The organism is Nocardioides sp. NPDC004968, from assembly GCF_040608935.1.
GTDB lineage: Bacteria > Actinomycetota > Actinomycetes > Propionibacteriales > Nocardioidaceae > Nocardioides.
The window spans coordinates 18,217-38,767 of record NZ_JBEXJF010000035.1 but is presented as its reverse complement, the minus strand read 5'-3'; the positions used below and the strand labels follow the sequence as shown (position 1 = coordinate 38,767).

At 69.9% G+C, this 20,551-nt stretch carries 20 protein-coding genes; 5 read left to right on the top strand and 15 right to left on the bottom strand.

What is annotated here, in order from left to right; all coding sequences use genetic code 11:
* Positions 1-2: 2 nt before the first annotated feature.
* Positions 3-656: a GntR family transcriptional regulator gene (locus tag ABZU72_RS23445; RefSeq protein ID WP_355021191.1), complete on the bottom strand. Its 654-nt coding sequence runs from the start codon at positions 654-656 to the stop codon at positions 3-5.
* A gap of 76 nt (positions 657-732) precedes the next feature.
* Positions 733-2,385 (bottom strand): glycoside hydrolase family 13 protein, encoded by a 1,653-nt coding sequence (locus tag ABZU72_RS23440; protein WP_355021190.1) that lies wholly within the window; start codon positions 2,383-2,385, stop codon positions 733-735.
* A gap of 325 nt (positions 2,386-2,710) precedes the next feature.
* On the opposite strand from ABZU72_RS23440, the gene ABZU72_RS23435 reads away from it, so the two are divergent.
* Positions 2,711-2,914 carry a cold-shock protein gene (locus tag ABZU72_RS23435; protein WP_091053181.1) on the top strand — a complete coding sequence of 68 codons (204 nt, stop codon included), beginning with the start codon at positions 2,711-2,713 and terminating at the stop codon, positions 2,912-2,914.
* 81 nt (positions 2,915-2,995) lie between these two features.
* Here ABZU72_RS23435 and ABZU72_RS23430 read toward each other — a convergent pair whose 3' ends face one another.
* Together ABZU72_RS23430 and ABZU72_RS23425 are read right to left on the bottom strand one after the other, a co-directional pair.
* On the bottom strand, positions 2,996-3,472 hold the full coding sequence (locus ABZU72_RS23430; protein WP_160022164.1) for a YbaK/EbsC family protein: 477 nt from the start codon (positions 3,470-3,472) through the stop codon (positions 2,996-2,998).
* Between the two features lie 10 nt (positions 3,473-3,482).
* Positions 3,483-4,181 (bottom strand): fused MFS/spermidine synthase, encoded by a 699-nt coding sequence (locus tag ABZU72_RS23425; RefSeq protein WP_355021189.1) that lies wholly within the window; start codon positions 4,179-4,181, stop codon positions 3,483-3,485.
* Positions 4,182-4,372: 191 nt separating this feature from the next.
* Between ABZU72_RS23425 and ABZU72_RS23420 the strand changes: the two genes are divergently transcribed.
* Complete coding sequence (locus tag ABZU72_RS23420; protein WP_355021188.1) at positions 4,373-5,590, top strand: MHYT domain-containing protein; 1,218 nt, start codon at positions 4,373-4,375, stop codon at positions 5,588-5,590.
* 18 nt (positions 5,591-5,608) lie between these two features.
* On the opposite strand, the gene ABZU72_RS23415 is transcribed toward ABZU72_RS23420, so the two are convergent.
* The 10 genes from ABZU72_RS23415 to ABZU72_RS23370 form a co-directional block, all read right to left on the bottom strand.
* Positions 5,609-8,581: a bifunctional [glutamine synthetase] adenylyltransferase/[glutamine synthetase]-adenylyl-L-tyrosine phosphorylase gene (locus tag ABZU72_RS23415; protein WP_355021187.1), complete on the bottom strand. Its 2,973-nt coding sequence runs from the start codon at positions 8,579-8,581 to the stop codon at positions 5,609-5,611.
* 27 nt (positions 8,582-8,608) lie between these two features.
* Positions 8,609-9,385, bottom strand: a complete 777-nt coding sequence (locus tag ABZU72_RS23410) for a type 1 glutamine amidotransferase (RefSeq protein WP_355021186.1) — start codon at positions 9,383-9,385, stop codon at positions 8,609-8,611.
* 109 nt (positions 9,386-9,494) lie between these two features.
* Positions 9,495-10,832 (bottom strand): type I glutamate--ammonia ligase, encoded by a 1,338-nt coding sequence (gene glnA, locus ABZU72_RS23405; RefSeq protein ID WP_355021185.1) that lies wholly within the window; start codon positions 10,830-10,832, stop codon positions 9,495-9,497.
* 49 nt (positions 10,833-10,881) lie between these two features.
* Positions 10,882-11,073 carry a hypothetical protein gene (locus tag ABZU72_RS23400; RefSeq protein ID WP_183545993.1) on the bottom strand — a complete coding sequence of 64 codons (192 nt, stop codon included), beginning with the start codon at positions 11,071-11,073 and terminating at the stop codon, positions 10,882-10,884.
* A gap of 22 nt (positions 11,074-11,095) precedes the next feature.
* Complete coding sequence (locus ABZU72_RS23395; RefSeq protein WP_355021184.1) at positions 11,096-11,845, bottom strand: hypothetical protein; 750 nt, start codon at positions 11,843-11,845, stop codon at positions 11,096-11,098.
* Positions 11,842-12,477 carry a SatD family protein gene (locus tag ABZU72_RS23390; protein ID WP_355021183.1) on the bottom strand — a complete coding sequence of 212 codons (636 nt, stop codon included), beginning with the start codon at positions 12,475-12,477 and terminating at the stop codon, positions 11,842-11,844. Before ABZU72_RS23390 ends, ABZU72_RS23395 begins: the two co-directional genes overlap by 4 nt.
* Positions 12,478-12,548: 71 nt before the next feature.
* Complete coding sequence (locus ABZU72_RS23385; protein ID WP_355021182.1) at positions 12,549-13,184, bottom strand: maleylpyruvate isomerase family mycothiol-dependent enzyme; 636 nt, start codon at positions 13,182-13,184, stop codon at positions 12,549-12,551.
* Positions 13,185-13,230: 46 nt separating this feature from the next.
* Entirely contained in the window at positions 13,231-15,255 is a 2,025-nt protein-coding gene (locus ABZU72_RS23380) for an NAD(+) synthase (RefSeq protein WP_355021181.1), read from the bottom strand.
* Between the two features lie 65 nt (positions 15,256-15,320).
* Positions 15,321-16,433: a DUF1080 domain-containing protein gene (locus tag ABZU72_RS23375; RefSeq protein WP_355021180.1), complete on the bottom strand. Its 1,113-nt coding sequence runs from the start codon at positions 16,431-16,433 to the stop codon at positions 15,321-15,323.
* Positions 16,434-16,509: 76 nt separating this feature from the next.
* On the bottom strand, positions 16,510-16,980 hold the full coding sequence (locus tag ABZU72_RS23370; protein WP_355021179.1) for a GNAT family N-acetyltransferase: 471 nt from the start codon (positions 16,978-16,980) through the stop codon (positions 16,510-16,512).
* Positions 16,981-17,034: 54 nt separating this feature from the next.
* Here ABZU72_RS23370 and ABZU72_RS23365 point away from each other — a divergent pair, with 54 nt between their 5' ends.
* Together ABZU72_RS23365 and panB are read left to right on the top strand one after the other, a co-directional pair.
* Positions 17,035-17,571: an N-acetyltransferase gene (locus ABZU72_RS23365; RefSeq protein ID WP_355021178.1), complete on the top strand. Its 537-nt coding sequence runs from the start codon at positions 17,035-17,037 to the stop codon at positions 17,569-17,571.
* A gap of 95 nt (positions 17,572-17,666) precedes the next feature.
* A complete protein-coding gene (panB, locus tag ABZU72_RS23360) occupies positions 17,667-18,539 on the top strand; it encodes a 3-methyl-2-oxobutanoate hydroxymethyltransferase (RefSeq protein WP_355021177.1) in 873 nt (290 codons plus the stop codon).
* A 95-nt stretch (positions 18,540-18,634) separates the two neighbouring features.
* On the opposite strand, the gene ABZU72_RS23355 is transcribed toward panB, so the two are convergent.
* On the bottom strand, positions 18,635-19,282 hold the full coding sequence (locus ABZU72_RS23355; protein ID WP_355021176.1) for a potassium channel family protein: 648 nt from the start codon (positions 19,280-19,282) through the stop codon (positions 18,635-18,637).
* A gap of 42 nt (positions 19,283-19,324) precedes the next feature.
* Between ABZU72_RS23355 and ABZU72_RS23350 the strand changes: the two genes are divergently transcribed.
* On the top strand, positions 19,325-20,539 hold the full coding sequence (locus ABZU72_RS23350) for a PQQ-dependent sugar dehydrogenase (protein WP_355021175.1): 1,215 nt from the start codon (positions 19,325-19,327) through the stop codon (positions 20,537-20,539).
* Positions 20,540-20,551 lie beyond the last annotated feature (12 nt).

Sequence of the window (20,551 nt, the reverse complement as noted above, 5' to 3'; positions counted from 1 at the left end):
TCCTAACGGGACGGGGCGATCTCGCGCACGGCCTCGAGGACGCTGGCAAGGTGCGCACGCACGGCGGTGTCCGCGGCAGCGGGGTCGCGCCGGGCGAGCGCCTCGATGATCGCGAGGTGCTGGGGCAGCGAGACCTGGGAGCGACCGGGTCGGTAGGCGAGCCGGTACTGGTGACGTACGCTCCGGCCCTGGAGCCGCGCGAGCGTCTCGGCGGCGACCTGCTGGCCGGAGATGGCCACGAAGCGCTCGTCGAGGTGGGTGTTGAGGCGGGAGTAGGTGCCGACGTCGCCGGAGGCGACCGCGGCCGACATCTCCTCGCCGAGCCCGCGCAGCTCGGTGATCTCCTCGTCGGTGATCTTCTCGGCGGCCTTGGCCGCGCACAGCGCCTCGACGGCGGCGCGGACCTCGATGATCTCGACGGCCTCCTCGATGCTGACGACCCGCACCCGGGCGCCGCGGTTGGCGATCCGCTCGACCAGACCCTCGTGGGTGAGGTCGATCAGGGCGCCGCGTACGGCACCGCGGCTGGCACCGAGCGACTCGGAGAGGTCGGCCTCGACCAGGCGCTGGCCGGCGACGAGATCACCCTCGAGAATGTCGCGGCGGATCGCCTCCGCCACGTCGTGCTGGGTTACCTGGGCCGGCGAGACCGTCACGTGTCCTCCTTGGTCGGGTCCAAGGAGCGTACCAAAATTGTTGACAATCTTGTGAGACGATCCCGCCGACCCGGGATCACTCGACCGCGGGCGCGATGATCCAGACCGCCGCGTCGGTGGGCAGGTCGCCCACGACCGGGTCGCCGCTGTACATCACGATCTCGCCCTCGGGAAGCGGCGTCGGCTCCATGCCGCAGTTGAGGACGACGATCAGGTCGGTCCTGGTGTCCGGGGAACCGCCGACCCCGCCGCGCCGGAACGAGACGACACCCTCGGGTGCGTCCAGGAGCTCCACGTCCTCGTCGGCACCGAGTGCGAAGGCCCGTCGCGCCGCCAGCGCTGCCCGGTAGAACTCCAGCGTGGAGTCCCGGACACCGTTCTGGGCGGCCACGGTGAGGTCGACCCACTCGGCCGGCTGCGGCAGCCACGGCTGCGTGGGCAGGTCCTCGTCGGGGACCTCGCTGAACCCGAAGGGCGGCTCGAACCCGCTCCACGGCAGCGGCACCCGGCACCCGTCACGACCGCCCTCACCGGTCTCCGACCACGGATCCTCCTGATACTCCGGCGGCAGATAGACCTGCGGCAGGCCCAGCTCCTCTCCCTGGTAGAGGTACGCAGACCCCGGAAGCGCCAGCATCGTCAGTGTCGCCGCGCGCGCCCGGTGAAGCGCCTGCAGTCCGTCGCCATAACGCGAGCGGTGGCGTACGACATCGTGGTTGGACAGGACCCAGGTCGGCGCCGCCCGCGAAGGACCGAGGGCCTTCAGCGTCGACCCGATGACGTCGGTGAACGCCTCGGCCGACCAGGGCGCCTGCAGCCAGGAGAAGTTGAACGCCTGGTTGAACTCATCGGCACGTACGTAGCGCCGCAGCTCCGCCGGACCGGGGGTCCAGGCCTCGGCAACCATCATCCGGTCGCCGTCGAAGGAGTCGATCAGCTTGCGCCAGGCGCGGTAGATCTCGTGGACGCCCAGGTTGTCCCACATCGGCGCGTCGGTGACGCCGCGCTCGTACATCACCGCGGCGTCGGAGGTCAGCGCGAGCCCCTCGGGGACCACCTGATCGCGCAGCTCCTTGAAGAGCCCGTGGGCGATGTCGACCCGGAAGCCGTCCACGCCCCGGTCGAGCCAGAAGGTGAGGATCTTGGTGAACTCCTCGACCACCTCGGGGTTGTGCCAGTTGAGGTCGGGCTGGTCGTGGTCGAAGAGGTGGAGGTACCACTGCCCGTCCTCGATCCGCGTCCATGCCGGACCGCCGAAGACCGAGCGCCAGTTGGTCGGCGGCTCCTCGCCGTTCTCGCCGCGACCGTCGCGGAAGATGTAGCGGTCCCGTGCCGGCGACCCGGACGCTTCGGCCGTACCAATCGCTTCGGGCTTCGCTTCAGCAAGTGCCTCCACGAACCACGGGTGCGCCGAGGAGGTGTGGTTGGGGACGAGGTCGACGATGACCTTCAGGGCGAGCTCGTGAGCTCGCGCGATCAGGTGGTCGGCGTCGGCCAGCGTGCCGAAGATCGGGTCGACGTCGCAGTAGTCGGCGACGTCGTAGCCGTGGTCGTTCTGCGGTGAGGTGTAGAAGGGGCAGATCCAGATCGCGTCGACGCCCAGCGCGGCGAGGTAGTCCAGGTGGTCGGTGATCCCCTGCAGGTCACCGAGCCCGTCGCCGTTCGAGTCCGCGAACGAACGCGGGTAGATCTGATATGCGACGGCTTCGCGCCACCATGGCTGGTCCACGTGGACCCCTATTCTCGTCGGTTGGCCACCAGTACCCCGATCTTGTCGATGTGATGCTCGGGGTTGTCAAAACCGGACGGCCCGCACCGGGCCGCTTTCCGAACGGATCCGGCGCCTGAAACGCCGAAAAACCGGGGTTGCCCGAAGTCGGCTTCTGGGATGTAGGCTTGTCCGCGTTGAAGGAGGCGTCCCCACGCGCTTCGCGGTTGCTCTCGGTGACCGTTCGTGCAGCACTTGGTCTTCCGCAGAAGCAGAAATCAGGACTCGTGGATTCAACGCCCAAAGGGCGGCACGGAGTCGCCCTGTGTACACAAGGATTAGATTCATGACTCAGGGAACCGTGAAGTGGTTCAACGGCGACAAGGGCTTCGGCTTCATCGCCCAGGACAACGGGGGCGACGACGTCTTCGTGCACTTCTCCGCGATCCAGACCAACGGCTACAAGACGTTGGACGAGAACCAGCGCGTCGAGTTCGACGTCACCCAGGGCCCCAAGGGCCCGCAGGCCGAGAACGTCCGCCCGGTCTGACCAAAGACCTAGCTGACCTTTCAGCAAGACAGCCCCGCTCCTGCTTCGGCAGGGCGGGGCTGTCCCCCTTTTGGGGTCTGCCTACTCGGGAAGCTTGGTGACATCGACCCAGCCCCGGGCCTCGCTGATCGTCTCCAGGTCGCCGAGGGTGAGCGCGATGGTCGTGTTGGCGCTGCCCGCGGCCGGGTAGACCATGTCGAAGCGCTTCAGCGAGGCGTCGAGCCAGACCTCGGCCGACGCCGGGTTGCCGAACGGGCAGACGCCACCGATCGCGTGACCGGTCATCGGCTCCACGTCCTCGGCGGCGAGCATTCGCGCCTTGGTGCCGAAGTGGGCCTTGAACTTCGCGTTCGCGATCTTGGCGTCGCCGGCCGCGACGATGAGGATCGCGGCGGTCCGGTCCTCGGTGTAGAGGCTGATGGTCTTGGCGATCTCCGCCGGCGAGACCCCGAGAGCGACCGCGGCGAGCTCGACGGTCGCCTTCGACTCCACCGACTCGATGATGTCTCCACCGCGTCCGAATCGGTCCAGGTGGGTGCGGGCCAGCTCGATCGACATGAACGTCACCCTAGCGGCGCGTCCCGCCGCCGAAGGAGTCGGCGACGGCGCGGTCGGTGAAGATCCGGTACTCCATCGGAGAGGGCGACCCGAACGGCGAGTCCGGCACCGTGCCACAGACGATCACCAGGTTGCCGGCGCGGCGGCCCTTCATGGTCGCCGGCTCGACACCGACGACCATGTCGCCGAGGTCCCGCGCGGCCGCGATGAAGTCACGCGCCTGAGGGAACGGCGCCCGGTCGACGAGGTTGGCGACGAAGACCCCGGAGGGGGCGAGCACGCGGCGTACGTCCTCGATGAAGGCGGCGGAGACGAGGTCGTCCGGGGTGCGACCGCCGTCGAAGGCGTCGAGGATCACCAGGTCGGCGAAGCCGTCGCGTACGCCGCCGATGCCGCTCTTCCCGTCGACCGGGCGCACCTTGATGCCGCTGCGCGGCGGGAGCGGCGCCTCGCTGCGTACGCGCTCGATGATCTCGACCGACGGCTCGAGCACGATCTGCGAGGAGCGCGGCCTGGTCGCGTGGACGTAGCGCGCCAGCGTCATCGCAGCGCCGCCGACATGCAGAACTCGCACTGGCCCTGGAGGCAGTCGGTCGATAACATCCCCGATACGCCTCATGTAGTCGAACACGAGGCGGGTCGGATCCCCCAGATCGACAGCCGACTGCTGCATCGCGTCGAGCTCGAGCACATATACATCGTCGGCCATAGCGGAGATACCCTACCCCCCACGTGGAAATGGGGGACCTGTTCCTCTATTGTGACCTGCGCAACGACGGAACGATTGCCCGCTATGGATGCATCTCGGATACCCCCTGGGGCATCCATTCATGTCTCCAGATCTACCTCGCCGATCCCCCACACCCCGTCCGGCGAGGAACGAGAGGAAGTCAAAGCAGCGTGACAAGCATCGAAGAAGTCACGATCGGGGCGTTCAGCCAACCCCTGGTCGGGATGTCGTTCATCATCTCCGTACTCGGCTCATGGGTCGGTCTGACCTGTGCGACCCGCGCGCGCCGGCGCGGTGCAGGCACCGGCGCCTGGCTCTGGCTCTTCGGCGCGGCCGCCTCGATCGGCGGCGGCGCGATCTGGTCCATGCACTTCATCGGCATGCTCGCCTTCGACAGCCACGTGGCGTACGCCCTCGACGTCGGCACCACCCTCATCTCGCTCGCCGTCGCGATCATCGCGGCGATGGTCGGCATGCTCATCGCGACCGCAATGCGGGGCAACGCGGGCTACATCGTCGGTGGCCTGGTGACCGGTGCCGGCGTGTGCGCGATGCACTACACCGGCATGTACGCGATGGACATGAGCGCCAAGATGGTCTGGAAGCCGGCGGTCGTCGTCGCCTCCGTCGTCATCGCGCTGGTCGCCTCGGCGCTCGCGCTCTTCTTCGCCTTCAACGTCACCACGCGGCTGATGCGCGTGGGCGCTGCCGTCATCATGGGCATCGGCGTGTGCGTCATGCACTACACCGGCATGCTCGCTCTCGAGATCCACAGCTCCCCCGACGACAAGCTCGGGCACGTCAGCGGTGCAGACCCGGTCTACCTGGCGATGCCGATCTTCGCGATCTCGGCCGGCATGCTGATCGTGATCGGCTTCGCCACCATGTTCGCGGGCATCAACGACGATCTCGAGGACCCGTGGACCCCGGACCAGCGGGCGGTGACCTCCGACTCCGGCGCCCACGCGATGATGCCGCAGCGGCCCGCTCTGGGGCTGCCCTCCTACGCCGGCCACGAGCCCGACCTGCTCCAGCAGCCGCGGCAGCCGCTCCAGCCGCTCCCGACGCGTGAGCCGGCAGCCTCCGGCAGCCCGCAGGCGAACCAGCCCGCGGGCGGAGGCATCGGCAGCATGTTCTCCCAGCGCCCCCAGAGCCCGGCCGAGCGCCCCCAGCGTCCGACCCAGCTGCGCCCGCAGAACGGACGTTGGACGCCCCGCCCCTACGCCCAGCAGCCCTCGAACGGCTTCCCGGAGCGGCGGACGGACCTGTTCAACCCGCAGGGTGGACAGCCCGGCGAGGAGGCGACCAACGAGCCGCCGGCTCAGCCGCAGCCTCGGGCGCCCCGCAATCCGGGCTGGCTGCCGCCGCGCAACGACAACAACCTCTAGGCCGAGTACATCTGGGGCCTACTCCCAGAAGACGCGCTCGACCACGCCGTGGGCGAGGCGGGTCATCCGCAGGTAGTCGTTGACCAGCTCGTCGGTCGCGCCCGCCGGATAGCCGAGGATGGCCGCGACGGCGTGCTGTTCGACGGGCCCGGCGGGCAGCGAGTCCGCCGGGCGGCCGCGCGCGAGCGTGACCGCGTTACGGACCCGACTGACCATCCGCCATGCCTCGATGAGCGTCTCGGCGTCGTCGGCCTCGATCAACGAGGCGTCGCGGGCGGCCTGCAGCGCCTCGACGGTGCGTGGCGTGCGCAGCCCCGGCACCGCGTACGCATGCCGCATCTGCAGCAGCTGGGCGGTCCACTCGATGTCGGCGAGCCCGCCACGGCCGAGCTTGAGATGGGTGTTGGGGTCGGCGCCACGGGGCAGCCGCTCGTGGTCGACACGGCCCTTGATGCGGCGCACCTCGACGATGTCGTCCTCGCTCAGCCCACCCTCGGGGTAGCGCAGCGGGTCGATCATCTCGGTGAACGCCTCGCGCACCTGCGGGTCGCCGACGACGGCGTCCGCGCGCAGCAGAGCCTGCGACTCCCAGATGCCCGACCACTTCGCGTAGTAGGAGGCGTACGCCGGCAGTGTCCGCACCAGCGCGCCCTGCCGCCCCTCGGGGCGCAGGTCGGCGTCGATCTCCAGGGGCGGGTCCGCACCCGGCAGGGCGAGCAGCCGGCGCAGGTCGGCGATGACCTTGAGCGCGAACTGGGTCGCCTCGCCCGGGTCGGAACCCTCGACGGGCCGGTGGACGAAGAGCACGTCGGCATCGGAGGCGTAGGAGAGCTCGAACCCGCCGTAGCGGCCCATCGCGATGATGGCGATCCGCGTCGGAGGCCCGTCGATCCCACGGCGGGCGACCTCCTCGGCCACGACCGTGCGCAACGATGCCTCGAGGGTGGCGTCGGTCAGCCGGGACAGGGCGGCACCGATGGTGTCGATCCCGGCCTCGCCGAGGAGCTCGGCGGCCGAGATCCGGAACAGCTCGCGGCGGCGGATGGCCCGGATGTGGCGTACGGCCTCCTCGGCGGAGGTGGTGGTGCGCCGGCGGGCGGCGCGGGCGACCATCTCGTCGGTGAGCGCCTCGGCGGAGAGCGGCGCGAGGTCGTGGCCAAGCAGGCGCAGCGCCTCGGGCTCCCGCTCGAGCAGCGCCGTGGTGTAGCGCGAGGTGGACAGGATCGTGGCGAAGCGTTGCGCGACCAGGCCCTCGTCGCGCAGTGAGCGCAGATACCAGGGCGTGGCGCCGAGGGCGTCGGAGATCCGGCGGAACCCGAAGAGCCCTGCGTCGGGGTCCGAGCCCTCGGAGAGCCACTCCAGCATCACCGGCAGCAGCGCCCGCTGCAGCGCGGCACGCCGGGAGACGCCTGTGGTGAGCGCCTCCAGGTGACGCAGCGCAGCCTTGGGGTCGGCGTAGCCCAACGCGGTCAGCCGCTCCTCGGCCGCCTTCGCGGAGAGGTGGGCCTGGCCGGACGGGATCCGGGCGACCGCGTCGAGGAGTGGTCGGTAGAAGAGCTTCTCGTGGAGGCGGCGTACCTCGATCCGCTGGTGGCCCCACTCCTTGTCCAGCCGCACCACCGGGTCGCGCAGGTAGCCGAGCGAGCGCGCCAGCCGGCGCCGCGACTCCTCGTCGTCCGGGACGACGTGGGTGCGCCGCAACCGGTAGAGCTGGAGCCGGTGCTCCATCCGCCGCAGGAACGCGTAGGCCTCGTGCATGGCCTCGCCGTCCTCGCGCCCGACATAGCCGGATCGGGTCAGCGCCGCCAGCGCGGAGAGCGTGGTGGGCTGACGGATCCCGGTGTCGGCGCGGCCGTGGACAAGCTGCAGCAGCTGCACGGCGAACTCGACGTCGCGCAGCCCGCCGGCGCCGAGCTTGAGCTCCCGGTCGGCCTCCCTGGTCGGGATGTGGGCGATGACCCGCCGCCGCATCTTCTGGGTGTCGGAGACGAAGCCGTCGCGCTCGGCGGCCTTCCACACGAACGGGTTGACGGCGTCGACGTAGGCCCGGCCCAGAGCGAGGTCGCCCGCGGCCGGCCGGGCTTTGAGCAGCGCCTGGAACTCCCAGGTGCTCGCCCAGCGCTCGTAGTAGCCGACGTGGCCGGGGATCGTGCGCGAGAGCGCGCCCGCTTTGCCCTCCGGACGCAGCGCGGCGTCGACCGGCCAGATGGTGCCCTCGCCGGTGTGGGCCGAGCAGACCTGGATCAGGTTGCTGGCGAGCTGGGTGGCGACCCGCAGCGAGACGTCGTCGCCGACTCCGTCGGCGGCCTCGTGGGCGAAGATCACGTCGACGTCGGAGACGTAGTTGAGCTCGTGGCCGCCGCACTTGCCCATCGCGACGACGGCCAGCCGGACCTTGTCGGCGTCCACGCCCACCCGCGCGCGGGCGACCGCGAGCGCGGCGTCGAGGGTGGCGCAGGCCAGGTCGGAGAGCTCGGCGGCGACATCGTCGACCGGGAGCTGGTGGGCCAGGTCGCGGGCGACCAGCCGGAGCAGCCAGCGGCGGTACTCCACCCGCAGCGCGTCGACCGCCTCCGCGTCCGGGACCGTGGCCACCGGGTTCTCATCGGTCGGCTTCGCGCCGACGGCCTCGAGCAGCGAAGCCCGGAAGACGTACGCAGCGGGCCTGGTCGTGCCGAGGGTCGGGTCGGCCAGCTGGCGCCAGTGATCGGGGTGGCGGGCCAGGTGGTCGGTCAGCGCGGGCGAGGCGCCGAGCACCGAGACCAGCCGCATCGCGGTGCCCTCGTCGCCGGCGAGCTCCTCGATGAAGCCGTCGCCCTGGGACTCGGCGAGCATGACCAGACCGGCCAGCGCCGCGTCGGGGTCGGCCGCCTGACCCAGGATCGCCAACAGCTCATGGGCGCCGGCGCCGAGGCCTGCCAGATCCGCGAGGGCCGTGTCCGGGTCGTTGAAGCCGAGCCGGAGCAGCTCGCCCTTGCCTGGCAACGTCATGGCCCCGATTCTGTCACCCGCTCGGACTCAGGCGCTCCAGGGCCTGGGGGTCGGGATGGCCCCGCCACGGGTGCCGCCGGGGGCGACGGCGGCGCTGCGTTCACGGACTAGGCGAGCGAACCCGAAGGCCAGCGGCTGCCAGGTCTTGATCAGCTCCCTCTCGGCGAAGGTGGCCGTCGCGACCACGTCGTCGACGCTGCGTCCGATCTGCTCGAGTTCCTCGACGGACTCCTCGGCCCAGACCGCGACCGCGGCGGCGTCGACCTCGGGGTGGAACTGCACGCCCCACACGGTCGGGGCGAACCGCGCCGCCTGGACCTGCCCGTCGATCGAGCTGGCCAGCTCGACGGTGCCCTCGGGCAGCCGGCCGACGACGTCGCGGTGCCAGTGCATGGCGCGGTCGTCGCCTGCCAGCAGGCGCATCAGCGGGTCGAAGAGCACCTCGGGCTCCCAGGTCACCTGGCGTACGCCCACGGTCAGCCCGAACGGGCTGCGCTCCACGGTGCCACCGAGCGCCATCGCGGCCAGCTGGTGGCCCAGGCAGATCCCGAGCGTCGGGATGCCGGCCCCGGCGGCCTGCGCGATCCGCTCGCGGGTGACCTGGAGCCAGGGGTGCTCATCGTCGGAGTCGGCGTCCATCGAGCCGCCCATCACGAGCAGCCCCGAGTAGGAGGCGTCCAGCGACGAGAGCGGCGGGATCGGCTCGGCGTACGCCCGACAGACATCGACGCACATGCCCGCCTCAGCCAGCCAATGACCGAACAACGCCGGCGGAACTGTCTCCTCGTGCTGGATCACAAGCACTCGGGGAAGACTCAACGACATCACCACTCTCCCGTTCGATCCAGTGTGGCAGCACCGGATCGGAAGTGTGGAATCGGGCTCGAGTTTCCTTGACAACCAGTTTGCTGGCTCAGATGACCGGCAGCATCCGGGAGCGCTCGTAGGCGGTCACCTGCTCGCGGTAGGCGGCCCACTCGGCGCGCTTGTTGCGCAGGAAGAAGTCGAAGACGTGCTCGCCGAGGGTCTCGGCGAGGAGCTCGGAGTCCTCGGCCATCCCGATCGCCTCGTCGAGGTTCTCCGGCAGCGGGTCGATGCCGAGACTCTTGCGCTCGCGCTCGGTCAGCGCCCACACATCGTCCTCGGCCTCGCGCGGCAGCTCGTAGCCCTCCTCGATCCCCTTCATGCCCGCCGCCAGGATCACGGCGAAGGCCAGATAGGGGTTGCAGGCGGCGTCGAGGCTCCTGACCTCGATGCGGGTCGACTGGCCCTTGAGCGGCTTGTACATCGGCACCCGGACCAGCGCCGAGCGGTTGTTGTGGCCCCAGGCGACGTGAGCCGGCGCCTCTCCCCCGCCGATCAGGCGCTTGTAGGAGTTGACCCACTGGTTGGTCACCGCGGTGATCTCGCCGGCGTGGCGGAGCACGCCGCCGATGAAGCTGCGACCGGTCTTGGAGAGCTGGTATTCGGCGCCCGGCTCGTAGAACGCGTTGGCGTCGCCCTCGAACAGGCTGACGTGGGTGTGCATGCCCGAGCCCGGGTGCTCGGTGAACGGCTTGGGCATGAAGCTGGCCCAGATGCCCTGGCTCAGCGCCACCTCCCGGATGACCGTACGGAAGGTCATGATGTTGTCGGCGGTGCTCAGCGCGTCGGCGTAGCGCAGGTCGATCTCGTTCTGACCCGGCCCGCCCTCGTGGTGGCTGTATTCCACCGAGATCCCCATCGCCTCCAGCATCGTGATCGCCTCACGCCGGAAGTCGGCGCCCATCGACTGGGCGGTGTGGTCGAAGTAGCCGCTGGAGTCGACCGGGGTCGGCTCGCTGCCGTCCCGCGGGTTGTCCTTGAAGAGGTAGAACTCGATCTCCGGGTGCGTGTAGAAGGTGAAGCCCTTCTCCGCGGCGTTGGACAGGGTGCGCTTGAGCACGTAGCGCGGGTCGGCGTAGGACGGCGAGCCGTCGGGCATCACGATGTCGCAGAACATTCGGCCCGTGGACGGGCCATCGGTGCGCCACGGCAGGATCTGGAACGTGCTCGGATCCGGCAGGGCCAGCATGTCGGCCTCGGTCACCCGCGCGAACCCCTCGATCGCGCTGCCGTCGAAGCCGATGCCCTCCGCAAAAGCACTCTCGAGCTCGGCCGGCGCCACCGCGACCGACTTCAGATAGCCGAGCACGTCGGTGAACCACAGCCGCACGAAACGTACGTCCCGCTCTTCGAGTGCCCGGAGCACGAAGTCCTGTTGCTTGCCCATGCGTGAACACTAACGGGCCGACGTTACAGCCGGGATCTCCGCGCCACGGTCAGCGGCCGGGACCTCTGAAGATCGAGATCACCAGCGCCACCCCGAACCCCGCCAGGGCCGCTCCGAGGACCGACCAGGCGGTGCTCGTGCCGCCTCCGCCGAGATAGCCCATGCCGGTCAGCGCCAGCGCCCCTCCGGCCAGGAGAAGCACGGCGGCCACCAGGAGCCCAAGAGCCTTACCCACAGTCATGACACCGCAATCTACGACGGGCTCAGGTGACGACCAGCGCGAGGGTCACCAGCGAGACCATCCAGGAGACGAAGCTGCCGACCAGGAAGTATTCGGTCACGTCGTTGATGCTCGGCCCCTCGTGCTCACCGCGGAACGACTGCAGCTCCGGCCAGCGGATCAAGCCCTTGGCCGCGACCACCAGGCCGGCGGCGGCGAGGTTGCCGGTGAGACCTAGCCCGAAGATCGTCAGCCGCTCGAGCGGGCCCAGGAGCCTGCCGCCCTTCAGGTTGTTGCCGTCGACACCGTCAAGTGGGTTGGACACCTTGGCGACGTCGAGGACGAGCTGCACCACGACGTTGCCGGTCGAGACCTGGACCAGCAGGCCGCCGAAGACGAGCAGCACCGCCTCGGGGCGCGCCGCCTCGACCCAGACCCAGGGCGCCTGCTCCGCCCACGCGGCGACCGGCCCGCCGACCCCGCCGGCCACCGGGGCCAGCAGGATCCCGACGAAGATCGCCCCGCCGAGCAGGGCCAGCGGGATCCCGGGGTGAGGATTCTTGTCCGCGCCCTGAGGCGGGTGGGCCAGGAAGCCCCACAGCACGGTGATCCCGGCGATCACGATCACGGCCGCCAGGTCACCTCCGAAGAGAGCCGAGAGCAGGCCGAAAGCGATCACCGCGGCTACCCCGATCGCCTCGGGGACCCAGCGGATCCGCCTGAGCGGGTCGATGATCGCGTGGGCGAAGTCGACCGTCCCGACCCCGATCAGCAGCAGGGCTATCCAACTCATCTGACCTCCCCCAACAGCTCGTCGGCGCGCACGATCACGGCGATGCCGTCGCGGCGGACGCGCTGGGAGACCGCGGAGGGGGTGATGTCGAGCTCGGCGGCGATGGCCTTCTGAGGCATGGCGGAGAGCATGCCAGAAAGCACCGACACCGAGGACCGGTCCAGGCGAGAAAAGAGCTCGTCGCGCGAGACCAGAGCGGCGTTGACCGCGGCCGGGTCCGGCCCACCCGCGTCCTCCGCCGGCTGGTACCAGGTCCGTACGCTGCGGGAGGCCGCCCTGTTCTCGGCGTTCTCCGCCGCCTCGATCGCCGCCCGCGCCGACCACCACCCCGGTCCGTCCTCGACCCGGGGGTCGTCGCTGAGCACTCGGGTGGCGCCCCAGCTGAGGCCGTGGCGTACGCCGACGACGGGGTCGAGCGCGATCCGCAGCCGGAACGTGGCCTGGATCGCGGCGCCGACGGTCTCGAAGGCTCCCTGGTACTCGTCGCCGACCGTGATCCGCAGCGGGGTGACCGGCCGCCACGTCTCGTTGATCTCCTCGACGGCCTCGGCGAACGCCGCGTGGACCTTCGCGCGGTCAGCCTTGGTGCGCGACCCGACGAGGTCGCCGATGACGGTCGCCACAGAAGTCATGTGAAGATGATACCTTCATTATGGCGATATGAAGGTATTTGCTTTATTCGATCCAGGTGAAGCTATCTCCTTCACCGCGAGGCCGTGGCCATCACGGTCGCCCCAGGTCCGGTGAGCTCGCCGGACCCCAACGCGCGGCCGGACAGGGCGAGCACGAGCGCGATCGCGCTGCCGTGGACCTCAGGACCGGTCCCGATCGCCGCGTCTGCGTCGGTGGCCACGAGACGTACGCGCTGGGCGCGCTCCTTGCCTCCGCCCCACTTCTGCGAGGTCTTGGCCAGGTAGCCCAGCGCCGTGACGACGTGCTCGACCGGGTAGTCGCGCTGGAGGCCCAGCGGCCGCCGGATGTCCTCGCCGTGGGCGAACTCCTCGACCAGGCGGGTGGCGAGCGGGGCCGGCGGGGTCGCCGTCCGACCGGCGACCCGGCGGTACGCCGCCAAGGTCTCGGCCGGGTCCTCGGCGCGCTCCCGGTCGACGCCGGTCTGGTTGTCCCGGTCGAAGTCGCCACCGGCGGCGATCATGCGGCGTACGAACCCCAGCCGTGTCGTCGTCGCGACGTCGACCATGTGAGCGAGCACGTCGTGCACGCTCCACCCCACGCACAGCGAAGGCGTCGCCCACTGCGCCGGGGTGAGCGTCGCGAGGTCGCGGATCAACGCCTCCCGCTCGGCGTGCACGACGGGCCAGACCTTGCTGTCGGATGCCATGGCCGTGACGCTACGGCCGGCCCGTGCGACCCGTCCATCGCAATCCCTACTCCACGGGAACCCGGGCCTCGATCTCGGCGAGCCAGGCCGCCGGCGAGGCGTCCGAGGGCATCCGCCAGTCGCCGCGGGGTGACATGGTGCCGCCGTTGTGGACCTTGGGCCCGTTGGGCAGCGCGCTCCGCTTGAACTGGTTGGCGAAGAAGCGCCTCACGAAGACCTCGAGCCAGGCGCGGATCTCCTTCATCTCGTACGCCGTCCGCTTATCCTCCGGGAACCCCGGGGGCCACTCGCCGGCCTCGACGTCGTGCCAGGCGTTCCACGCCAGGAAGGCGATCTTCGAGGGGGTGAAGCCGTTGCGCACGGTGTGGAAGAGGGTGAAGTCCTGCAGGGCGTACGGCCCGATCTTCTGTTCCGTCGACTGCAGCTCCTCCCCCGGCACGAGCTCGGGCGAGATCTCCTGGTCGAGGATCTCCTGGAGCACCTCGTCGGCGGTGCCGTCGAACTGCTCGGTCGTGATCACCCAGCGGATCAGGTGCTGGATCAGGGTCTTCGGCACGCCGGCGTTGACGTTGTAGTGCGACATCTGGTCGCCGACGCCGTAGGTCGCCCAGCCGAGCGCGAGCTCGGAGAGGTCGCCGGTGCCGAGCACGATGCCGCCGCGCTGGTTGGCGATGCGGAAGAGGAAGTCCGTACGCAGCCCTGCCTGGACGTTCTCGAACGTCACGTCGTAGACCGGCTCGCCGTCGCCGGCCGGGTGCCCGATCTCCTTGAGCATCTGGGTGGCGGTGGGGCGGATGTCGAGCGTCTCGTAGGTCGTCCCGAGCGCCTCCATCAGCTTGATCGCGTTGGACTTGGTGTCGTCCGAGGTCGCGAAGCCGGGCATCGTGAACGCCAGGATGTCGCTCGCCGGCCGGTCGAGCCGCTCCATCGCCTTGGCCGCGACGATCAGCGCATGGGTGGAGTCGAGCCCGCCGGAGACGCCGATGACGATCTTCGTGTCCGGGCCGATCGACTGGAGCCGCTTCTCGAGCCCGGAGACCTGGATGTTGTAAGCCTCGTAGCACTCCAGCGCGAGCTTCTCGGGATCATCGGGGACGAACGGGAATCGGTCGACCTTGCGCCTCAGTCCGTCGCCGGTCAGCGGCGGCGCGAGCTCGAACTCGATCTCGGAGTGGAAGGCTCCCTCGGCGCGACGGTTGTCGTCGAAGGTGCCCTGCCGGATCCGCTCGGCGCGGATCCGCTCCAGGTCGACATCGACCACGGTGCGCCGCGGCCCGTCCGGGAACCGCTCGGTCTCACCCAGCAGCTCGCCGAGCTCGTACGCCATCGTCTGCCCGTCCCAGGACAGGTCGGTCGTCGACTCGCCCTGACCGGCGGCGGTGTAGACGTACGCCGCCAGGCACCGCGCGCTCGCTGACTGCACCAGGAGGCGGCGCGCGTCGGAACGGCCCACCGTGATCGGGCTGGCGGAGAGATTGAGCAGCACGGTCGCGCCCGCCAGCGCCGCCTTCGCGCTCGGCGGCACCGGGACCCACATGTCCTCGCAGACCTCGACGTGGAAGACGAGATCCTTGACGTCGGTGCACCGGAAGAGCAGCTCGTTGCTGAGCGGCACCTCCTCGCCGCCGAGCATGATGGTGCCGTCTGCGCCGTCGCCCGTGCCGTACCACCGTTTCTCGTAGAACTCGCGGTAGGTCGGCAGGTAGGTCTTGGGCACCACGCCGAGCACCTCGCCGCCGTGGATCACGACCGCGGTGTTGAGCACCCGGTCGCCGTGGCGCAGCGGGGCGCCGACGACGATCACCGACAACAGCTCCTCGGAGGCCACCACGATCGCGCTGATCGCGGCGTGCACGGCGTCGAGGAGGGTCCGCTGCAGGACGAGGTCGTCGATGGAGTAGCCCGAGAGGCACAGCTCCGGGAAGACCGCCACCGCGACCCCCTCGTCGGAGCACTCGCGGGCCTGCGCGATCACCTCGCGCGCATTGGCCGCCGGGTCGGCGACGGAGATCGGGATGGTGCACGCCGCGACCCGCGCGAAGCCATGGGAGTAGGCGGAGTAGAAGTCCACACCCCGGAGTCTAGGCGCGACCGGCTACCCGGCCACCCGATGCCCGCCGCCGACCACGTACGGCCTCAGGACAGGTCGCGGACGCGGATGTTCCGGTAGGAGACCACGTCCGGGGTACTGCCGTGCGCCTGAACGCCGACGTGACCGGTCAGCCCTCGGCTGCTGGAGTCGGGGTCGTTCGGACGACCGGGGAACGGCAGCCCGGGCAGGTTCTCGAACTCGTTGATCACGACACCGTTGCGGATCACGGTGTACTGCTGCCCGATGACGCGGATCTCGAGGTCGTTCCAGGTGCCCTTCGGGGTCGGTCGCGCCTCGGCCAGGGTGAGATCGGCGAAGCCGTAGATCGACCCGGTCTTGCGGGGGTCGTTGCTGCCGCTCTCCGGCGAGTCGTTGACCTGGATCTCATGGCCACAGTTGACCGCGATCCAGGAGAGGTTGCCGGTCTCGCTGCCGTTGAAAGTGGTCGGGCACCCCTCGACAGGGCCCCACAGCTCGGGGAAGCGCACCTGGACGCCGCTGTTTCCGCGGGCCGCCCCGGGTGCGTCGTCACGGAACTGCAGTCGCAACGAGAAGTCGCCGTACTCCTGTGCCGGATACCACAGGGTTCCGAACCCGCCACCCGCGCCGGCACGGCTGCGGATGGTGCCGTCCGGCACCAGGTCGAACCCACCGTCGCCGGCGTACGCCCAGTCGTCAAACGAGTCGGCCGAGCCGTCGAAGAGCGAGTCGTAACCCTCGACCTTCCCCACCTGCGAGCGGGCGGCGGCGGACTGCAGCCGGCTGGCCTCGGCCCGCGTGACCTCACCGGTGGCGACCAGATCGGCGGTGATGCCGCGGACGTGCGTCACGAAGGCCCCGTGGGTCGGCCACGTCCGCTCGTCGTCGATGACGTCGTTGATGGTGCAGCCGGAGCGCAGGGTGCTGTTGGCGACCCCGCTGTCGAGATCGAGGAAGACCACGCTCGAGCGGGCATCGGGCGCCGGACAGGTTGCGGTCGTCGAGGGCGTCTCGGCAGGAGTCGCGGAGGCCGCTCCGATCGGACCGCCCATGCACAGAGCGGTCCCGAGGACGGCCGACCCGACGGCGAGCCGGGTCCGAGTGGGGCGTGAGGGGAGGAAGTGGGACATCGAGACTCCGAACGTCGAGACGCCGAATGGGGATGTGATGTGCGTCACGCCGGATGCTAGTGTCGACCACGGTCGACTTTCAACCGTTGCTGAACGACTTTCGCGGATATCCTTCGAAAGTGGGTCAGCCTGCCGAGCGCTCCATCACGATCTCTTCCGGACCGCCATCGATGGGGCTGGGGACCGTGACGGACTCGACGAAGCCGAGCCGCTCGTACACGGCGTGGGCGCGGTCGTTGCCGACGAGGTGGGTGAGGCGTACGGGCAGGTCGTCGGCGCGGGCGATCACCTCGCTCAGCAGCGCGCTGCCGGCGCCGGAGCCCTGGGAGTCGGGCAGGACGTACAGCTTCCAGAGCATCAGGTGGTCCTCGAAGACCGAGTAGGAGGCCATCGCGACGACCCGGTCGTCCACCTCGGCGACGAGGACCGTGCCGGCCCTGATCCCGGGGAGCACCGCGTCCGGGGCCCACCACTTGGCGATGCCCTCCTCGACGTACGCCTCTCCGGTGATCGGCGGGTACGTCGCCCGCCAAGTCGTCACGCCGACGTGGATCACCGCGTCGAGGTCCTGTTCCGTCGCCTCTCGCACCCGCATGGACGCGACGATAACCAGGAGCGCCGGGCCTGTCGTTCGGTTTAGCGTCGGACCGTGCTGATCCGACGTGAACGTCCCGAGGACGTGGCCGACATCCGTGCGGTAACCGCCGCCGCCTTCTCCGGCGTGGAGCATTCCGCGCCGCCGATCGAGCCCGACGGGGCGCCCGGGGAGGCGACCCTGGTGGGATGGCTGCGCGAGGATCCGGGCTGGATCCCGGAGCTCTCGCTGGTCGCCGAGGCCGACGGCGAGGTCATCGGCCACGTCGTGGCCACCCGTGGGACGCTCGCCGGCCGCCCCGCGCTCGGTCTCGGCCCGGTCAGCGTCTCCCCCGCCCGCCAGCGCGACGGCGTCGGCTCGGCGCTCATGCACGCCATCCTCGGTGCCGCCGACGCGATGGGCGAGCCGATCGTCGTCCTCCTCGGCTCCCCCGCCTACTACGGCCGCTTCGGCTTCGTCCCCGCCTCGACCCTCGGGATCGAAGCGCCCGAACCCGCGTGGGGCGACTACTTCCAGGCACGGCCGCTGGCGGCGTACGACCAGTCCGTCCGCGGGGCGTTCGCCTACGCGGCTCCGTTCGACCGGTTGTGATCACCACCACAGCGCATACGGGTGCATCTGGACCTACGCTGGAGGTAGTCCGTGGACTCCATCAGGGAGCTGCGAGATGACACCAGAAAGGCTCGATGATGAGCACGAACCCCTCTGCGGAGGAGACCGCCCCTTACGGGACCGGAGCTGCCGGGAACGCGCCGGCCAAGCCCGTACGCAAGGTGCGCACGCATCATCTTCGCGAGATGAAGCAGCGTGGCGACAAGATCACGATGCTGACCTCCTACGACATGTACACCGCCCAGATCTTCGACGAGGCCGGGGTCGACCTGCTGCTCGTCGGTGACTCCGCCTCCAACAACGTCCTCGGCAACGAGACGTCGCTTCCGGTGACCGTGGACGAGCTGCTGCCGCTGACCCGCGCGGTCTCGCGCAGCGTGAAGCGGGCGATGGTGGTCGGCGACCTGCCCTTCGGCTCCTACCAGGCCTCGCCCGAGCAGGGCTACCTGACCGCGGTGCGGTTCATGAAGGAGGCCGGAGCGCACTGCGTGAAGCTCGAGGGCGGCGCCGAGATGGCTCCGGTGATCAAGAAGCTGGTCGAGGGCGGCATCCCGGTCATCGCCCACATCGGCTTCACGCCGCAGTCCGAGCACGTGCTCGGCGGCTACCGCGTCCAGGGCCGGGGCGACAACTCCGACCGGATCATCGACGACGCCAAGGCCGTCCAGGAGGCCGGGGCGTTCGCGGTCGTCATGGAGATGGTGCCCGGTGAGGTCGCCGCGCAGATCTCCAAGGAGCTCGACATCCCCACGATCGGCATCGGCGCCGGCCCCGACTGCGACGGCCAGGTGCTGGTCTGGCAGGACGCCTTCGGCATGCGCAGCGGCAAGATGGCCCGCTTCGTGAAGCAGTACGCCGACGTGAAGTCGGTCCTCTCCGACGGCGCCGAGGCCTACATCTCCGACGTCAAGGGCTCGACCTTCCCCGGCCCCGAGCACACCTTCTGACGCGTTCCTTCGTCAAGGTACGCAGGTCAAGGCACGCTTCCCTAGCGGAGTTCCGCGAGGGAAGCGTGCCTTCGGCGACATACCTCGACGAAGGATCAGCGTCGCGCCCTGGCGGCCGCCAGCCCGACCAGGCGGGCGACGACCATGGCGACGTAGAAGACTCCGGCGATCTGCTCGATCATCACCACCGAGCGGGCGTTGGGGAGTACGGGCACGATGTCGGAGAGGCCGACCGAGGTCAGCGTCGTGAACGATAGGTAGAGCAGGTCGAACCACTGCCGGTGGTCGCCGAAGGAGCCGGGCCAGATCACCTGCACCGCGGCGTACAGATAGGCGAAGGCCCAGGCGACGACGGTGAACGCGGCACCGGTGGCGAAGAGCTCGTCGCGGGTCACCACGTCGTCGTGGAAGAGGTAGCGGATCATCGCGTAGGAGACGAACATGTAGAACGGGACGTGGAAGAAGGCCGAGGTCAGCACGACCCAGCCCTCGTTCGGTGCGACGGACTCCCACACCGCGAAGATCGTCGCCGGTCCGCCGAAGATGATGGCCGCCCAGGAGAAGGCTGGGGTCATGCGTACCGCCGCGACCGCCGCCAGCAGGAGCAGCAGCTGCAGCACGCCCAGCGCGGCGCGGCCGGCGGTGGAGCCGTCGAGGTAGGGGTAGGCCAGGATCGCCACCACCTGTCCGAGCAGGAGTACGGCAGAGGGGTGCTCGCGCATCGCCCTGATCACGTTCGTCACAACCGCACACCCTAGAGCCACCTGGCCAGTACCGTCGGCACCATGCGCGCTGCCATCGCCCTCGCCTCCGTGATCACTCTCGGACTCTCGACCGCAGCATGCGCCGGAGACCCATCTCCCGCCACCACTGCTCCGCCACTGAACCCATCGGGCTCGCCGAGCGTCTCCGCGAGCGCCTCCTCGTCGGCTCCTGCGGCCGTGATGCCGACGTCCGACCGGGTGCCGGAGCTCGATGTCGAGGTGGTCAACGACGAGCTCGACCACCCCTGGGACGTCGCCGACATCGGCGAGGACCGGTTCCTGGTCACCGAGCGCGAACGGGCGGTCCTGTCGCTGATCGAGGGCGGCGAGCGGCGCGAGATCCCCCTCGAGGACAACGACATCTGGGTCTCCGGCGAGACCGGGCTGATGGGCCTCGAGATCGACCCCGGCTTCGCCGAGAACCGGCGCATCTACACCTGCCAGGGCTGGAACGACGGCGAGGACGTACGCGTCATCTCCTGGACCCTCGACGCCGGACTGACCAGGGCCACCCAGGAGCGGACGCTGATCGACGGCTTCCCCACCAGCTCCGGGCGCCACGGTGGCTGCCGGCTGCTGATCAGCGCCGACGGTGCGCTGTGGGTCGGCACCGGCGATGCCGCCAACGAGGAGAACCCGCGCAGCCTCGACTCCCTGGGCGGGAAGACGCTCCGGCTCGACCCGCAGACAGGCGAGCCGTGGCCCGGCAACCCGTGGGCCGGTGACCAGGGGCCGCGGCGCTACATCACCTCGTTCGGCCACCGAAACGTGCAGGGTCTGGCAGAGCGAGCAGACGGCACGATCTGGTCGATGGAGCACGGCCCCGACCGCGACGACGAGGTCAACGAGATCACCCTCGGCGGCGACTACGGCTGGAACCCAGGTGCGGGCTACAACGAGTCGGTGCCGATGACCGACCAGGACCTGCCCGGGAAGCAGATCGAAGCGGCCTGGGAATCCGGCAACCCGACCGTCGCCACCGGTGGCGGCACCTTCATCCCGGTCCAGGACCGTTGGGGCGCCTACGGCGGGGCGCTCGCGGTCGCCGTGCTCAAGGACCAGGAGCTGCGGATCCTCTCCTTCGACGAGTCCGGCAAGCTCACCGACGACAGCTCACCCGAGGTCATGCAGGACTACGGGCGGCTGCGTACGGTCTCGCTGGCCGCCGACGGCGACCTGCTGATCACCAGCGACAACGGCGGCGAGGACGTGCTGCTCCGGGTGACCCCGCGCTGAGGACCACCCGGA

What these genes read in the sequence shown, in the direction of transcription:
- ABZU72_RS23430 (WP_160022164.1), bottom strand. Translation starts at nt 3,472, where the DNA reads ATGTCGATCGAGCTGGCCCGCACCCACCTGGACCGATTCGGACGCGGT.
- ABZU72_RS23385 (WP_355021182.1), bottom strand. Translation starts at nt 13,184, where the DNA reads ATGGCATCCGACAGCAAGGTCTGGCCCGTCGTGCACGCCGAGCGGGAG.
- glnA (WP_355021185.1), bottom strand. Translation starts at nt 10,832, where the DNA reads ATGGGCAAGCAACAGGACTTCGTGCTCCGGGCACTCGAAGAGCGGGAC.
- ABZU72_RS23400 (WP_183545993.1), bottom strand. Translation starts at nt 11,073, where the DNA reads ATGACTGTGGGTAAGGCTCTTGGGCTCCTGGTGGCCGCCGTGCTTCTC.
- ABZU72_RS23415 (WP_355021187.1), bottom strand. Translation starts at nt 8,581, where the DNA reads ATGACGTTGCCAGGCAAGGGCGAGCTGCTCCGGCTCGGCTTCAACGAC.
- ABZU72_RS23370 (WP_355021179.1), bottom strand. Translation starts at nt 16,980, where the DNA reads ATGCGGGTGCGAGAGGCGACGGAACAGGACCTCGACGCGGTGATCCAC.
- ABZU72_RS23425 (WP_355021189.1), bottom strand. Translation starts at nt 4,181, where the DNA reads ATGGCCGACGATGTATATGTGCTCGAGCTCGACGCGATGCAGCAGTCG.
- panB (WP_355021177.1), top strand. Translation starts at nt 17,667, where the DNA reads ATGATGAGCACGAACCCCTCTGCGGAGGAGACCGCCCCTTACGGGACC.
- ABZU72_RS23435 (WP_091053181.1), top strand. Translation starts at nt 2,711, where the DNA reads ATGACTCAGGGAACCGTGAAGTGGTTCAACGGCGACAAGGGCTTCGGC.
- ABZU72_RS23350 (WP_355021175.1), top strand. Translation starts at nt 19,325, where the DNA reads ATGCGCGCTGCCATCGCCCTCGCCTCCGTGATCACTCTCGGACTCTCG.
- ABZU72_RS23395 (WP_355021184.1), bottom strand. Translation starts at nt 11,845, where the DNA reads ATGAGTTGGATAGCCCTGCTGCTGATCGGGGTCGGGACGGTCGACTTC.
- ABZU72_RS23390 (WP_355021183.1), bottom strand. Translation starts at nt 12,477, where the DNA reads ATGACTTCTGTGGCGACCGTCATCGGCGACCTCGTCGGGTCGCGCACC.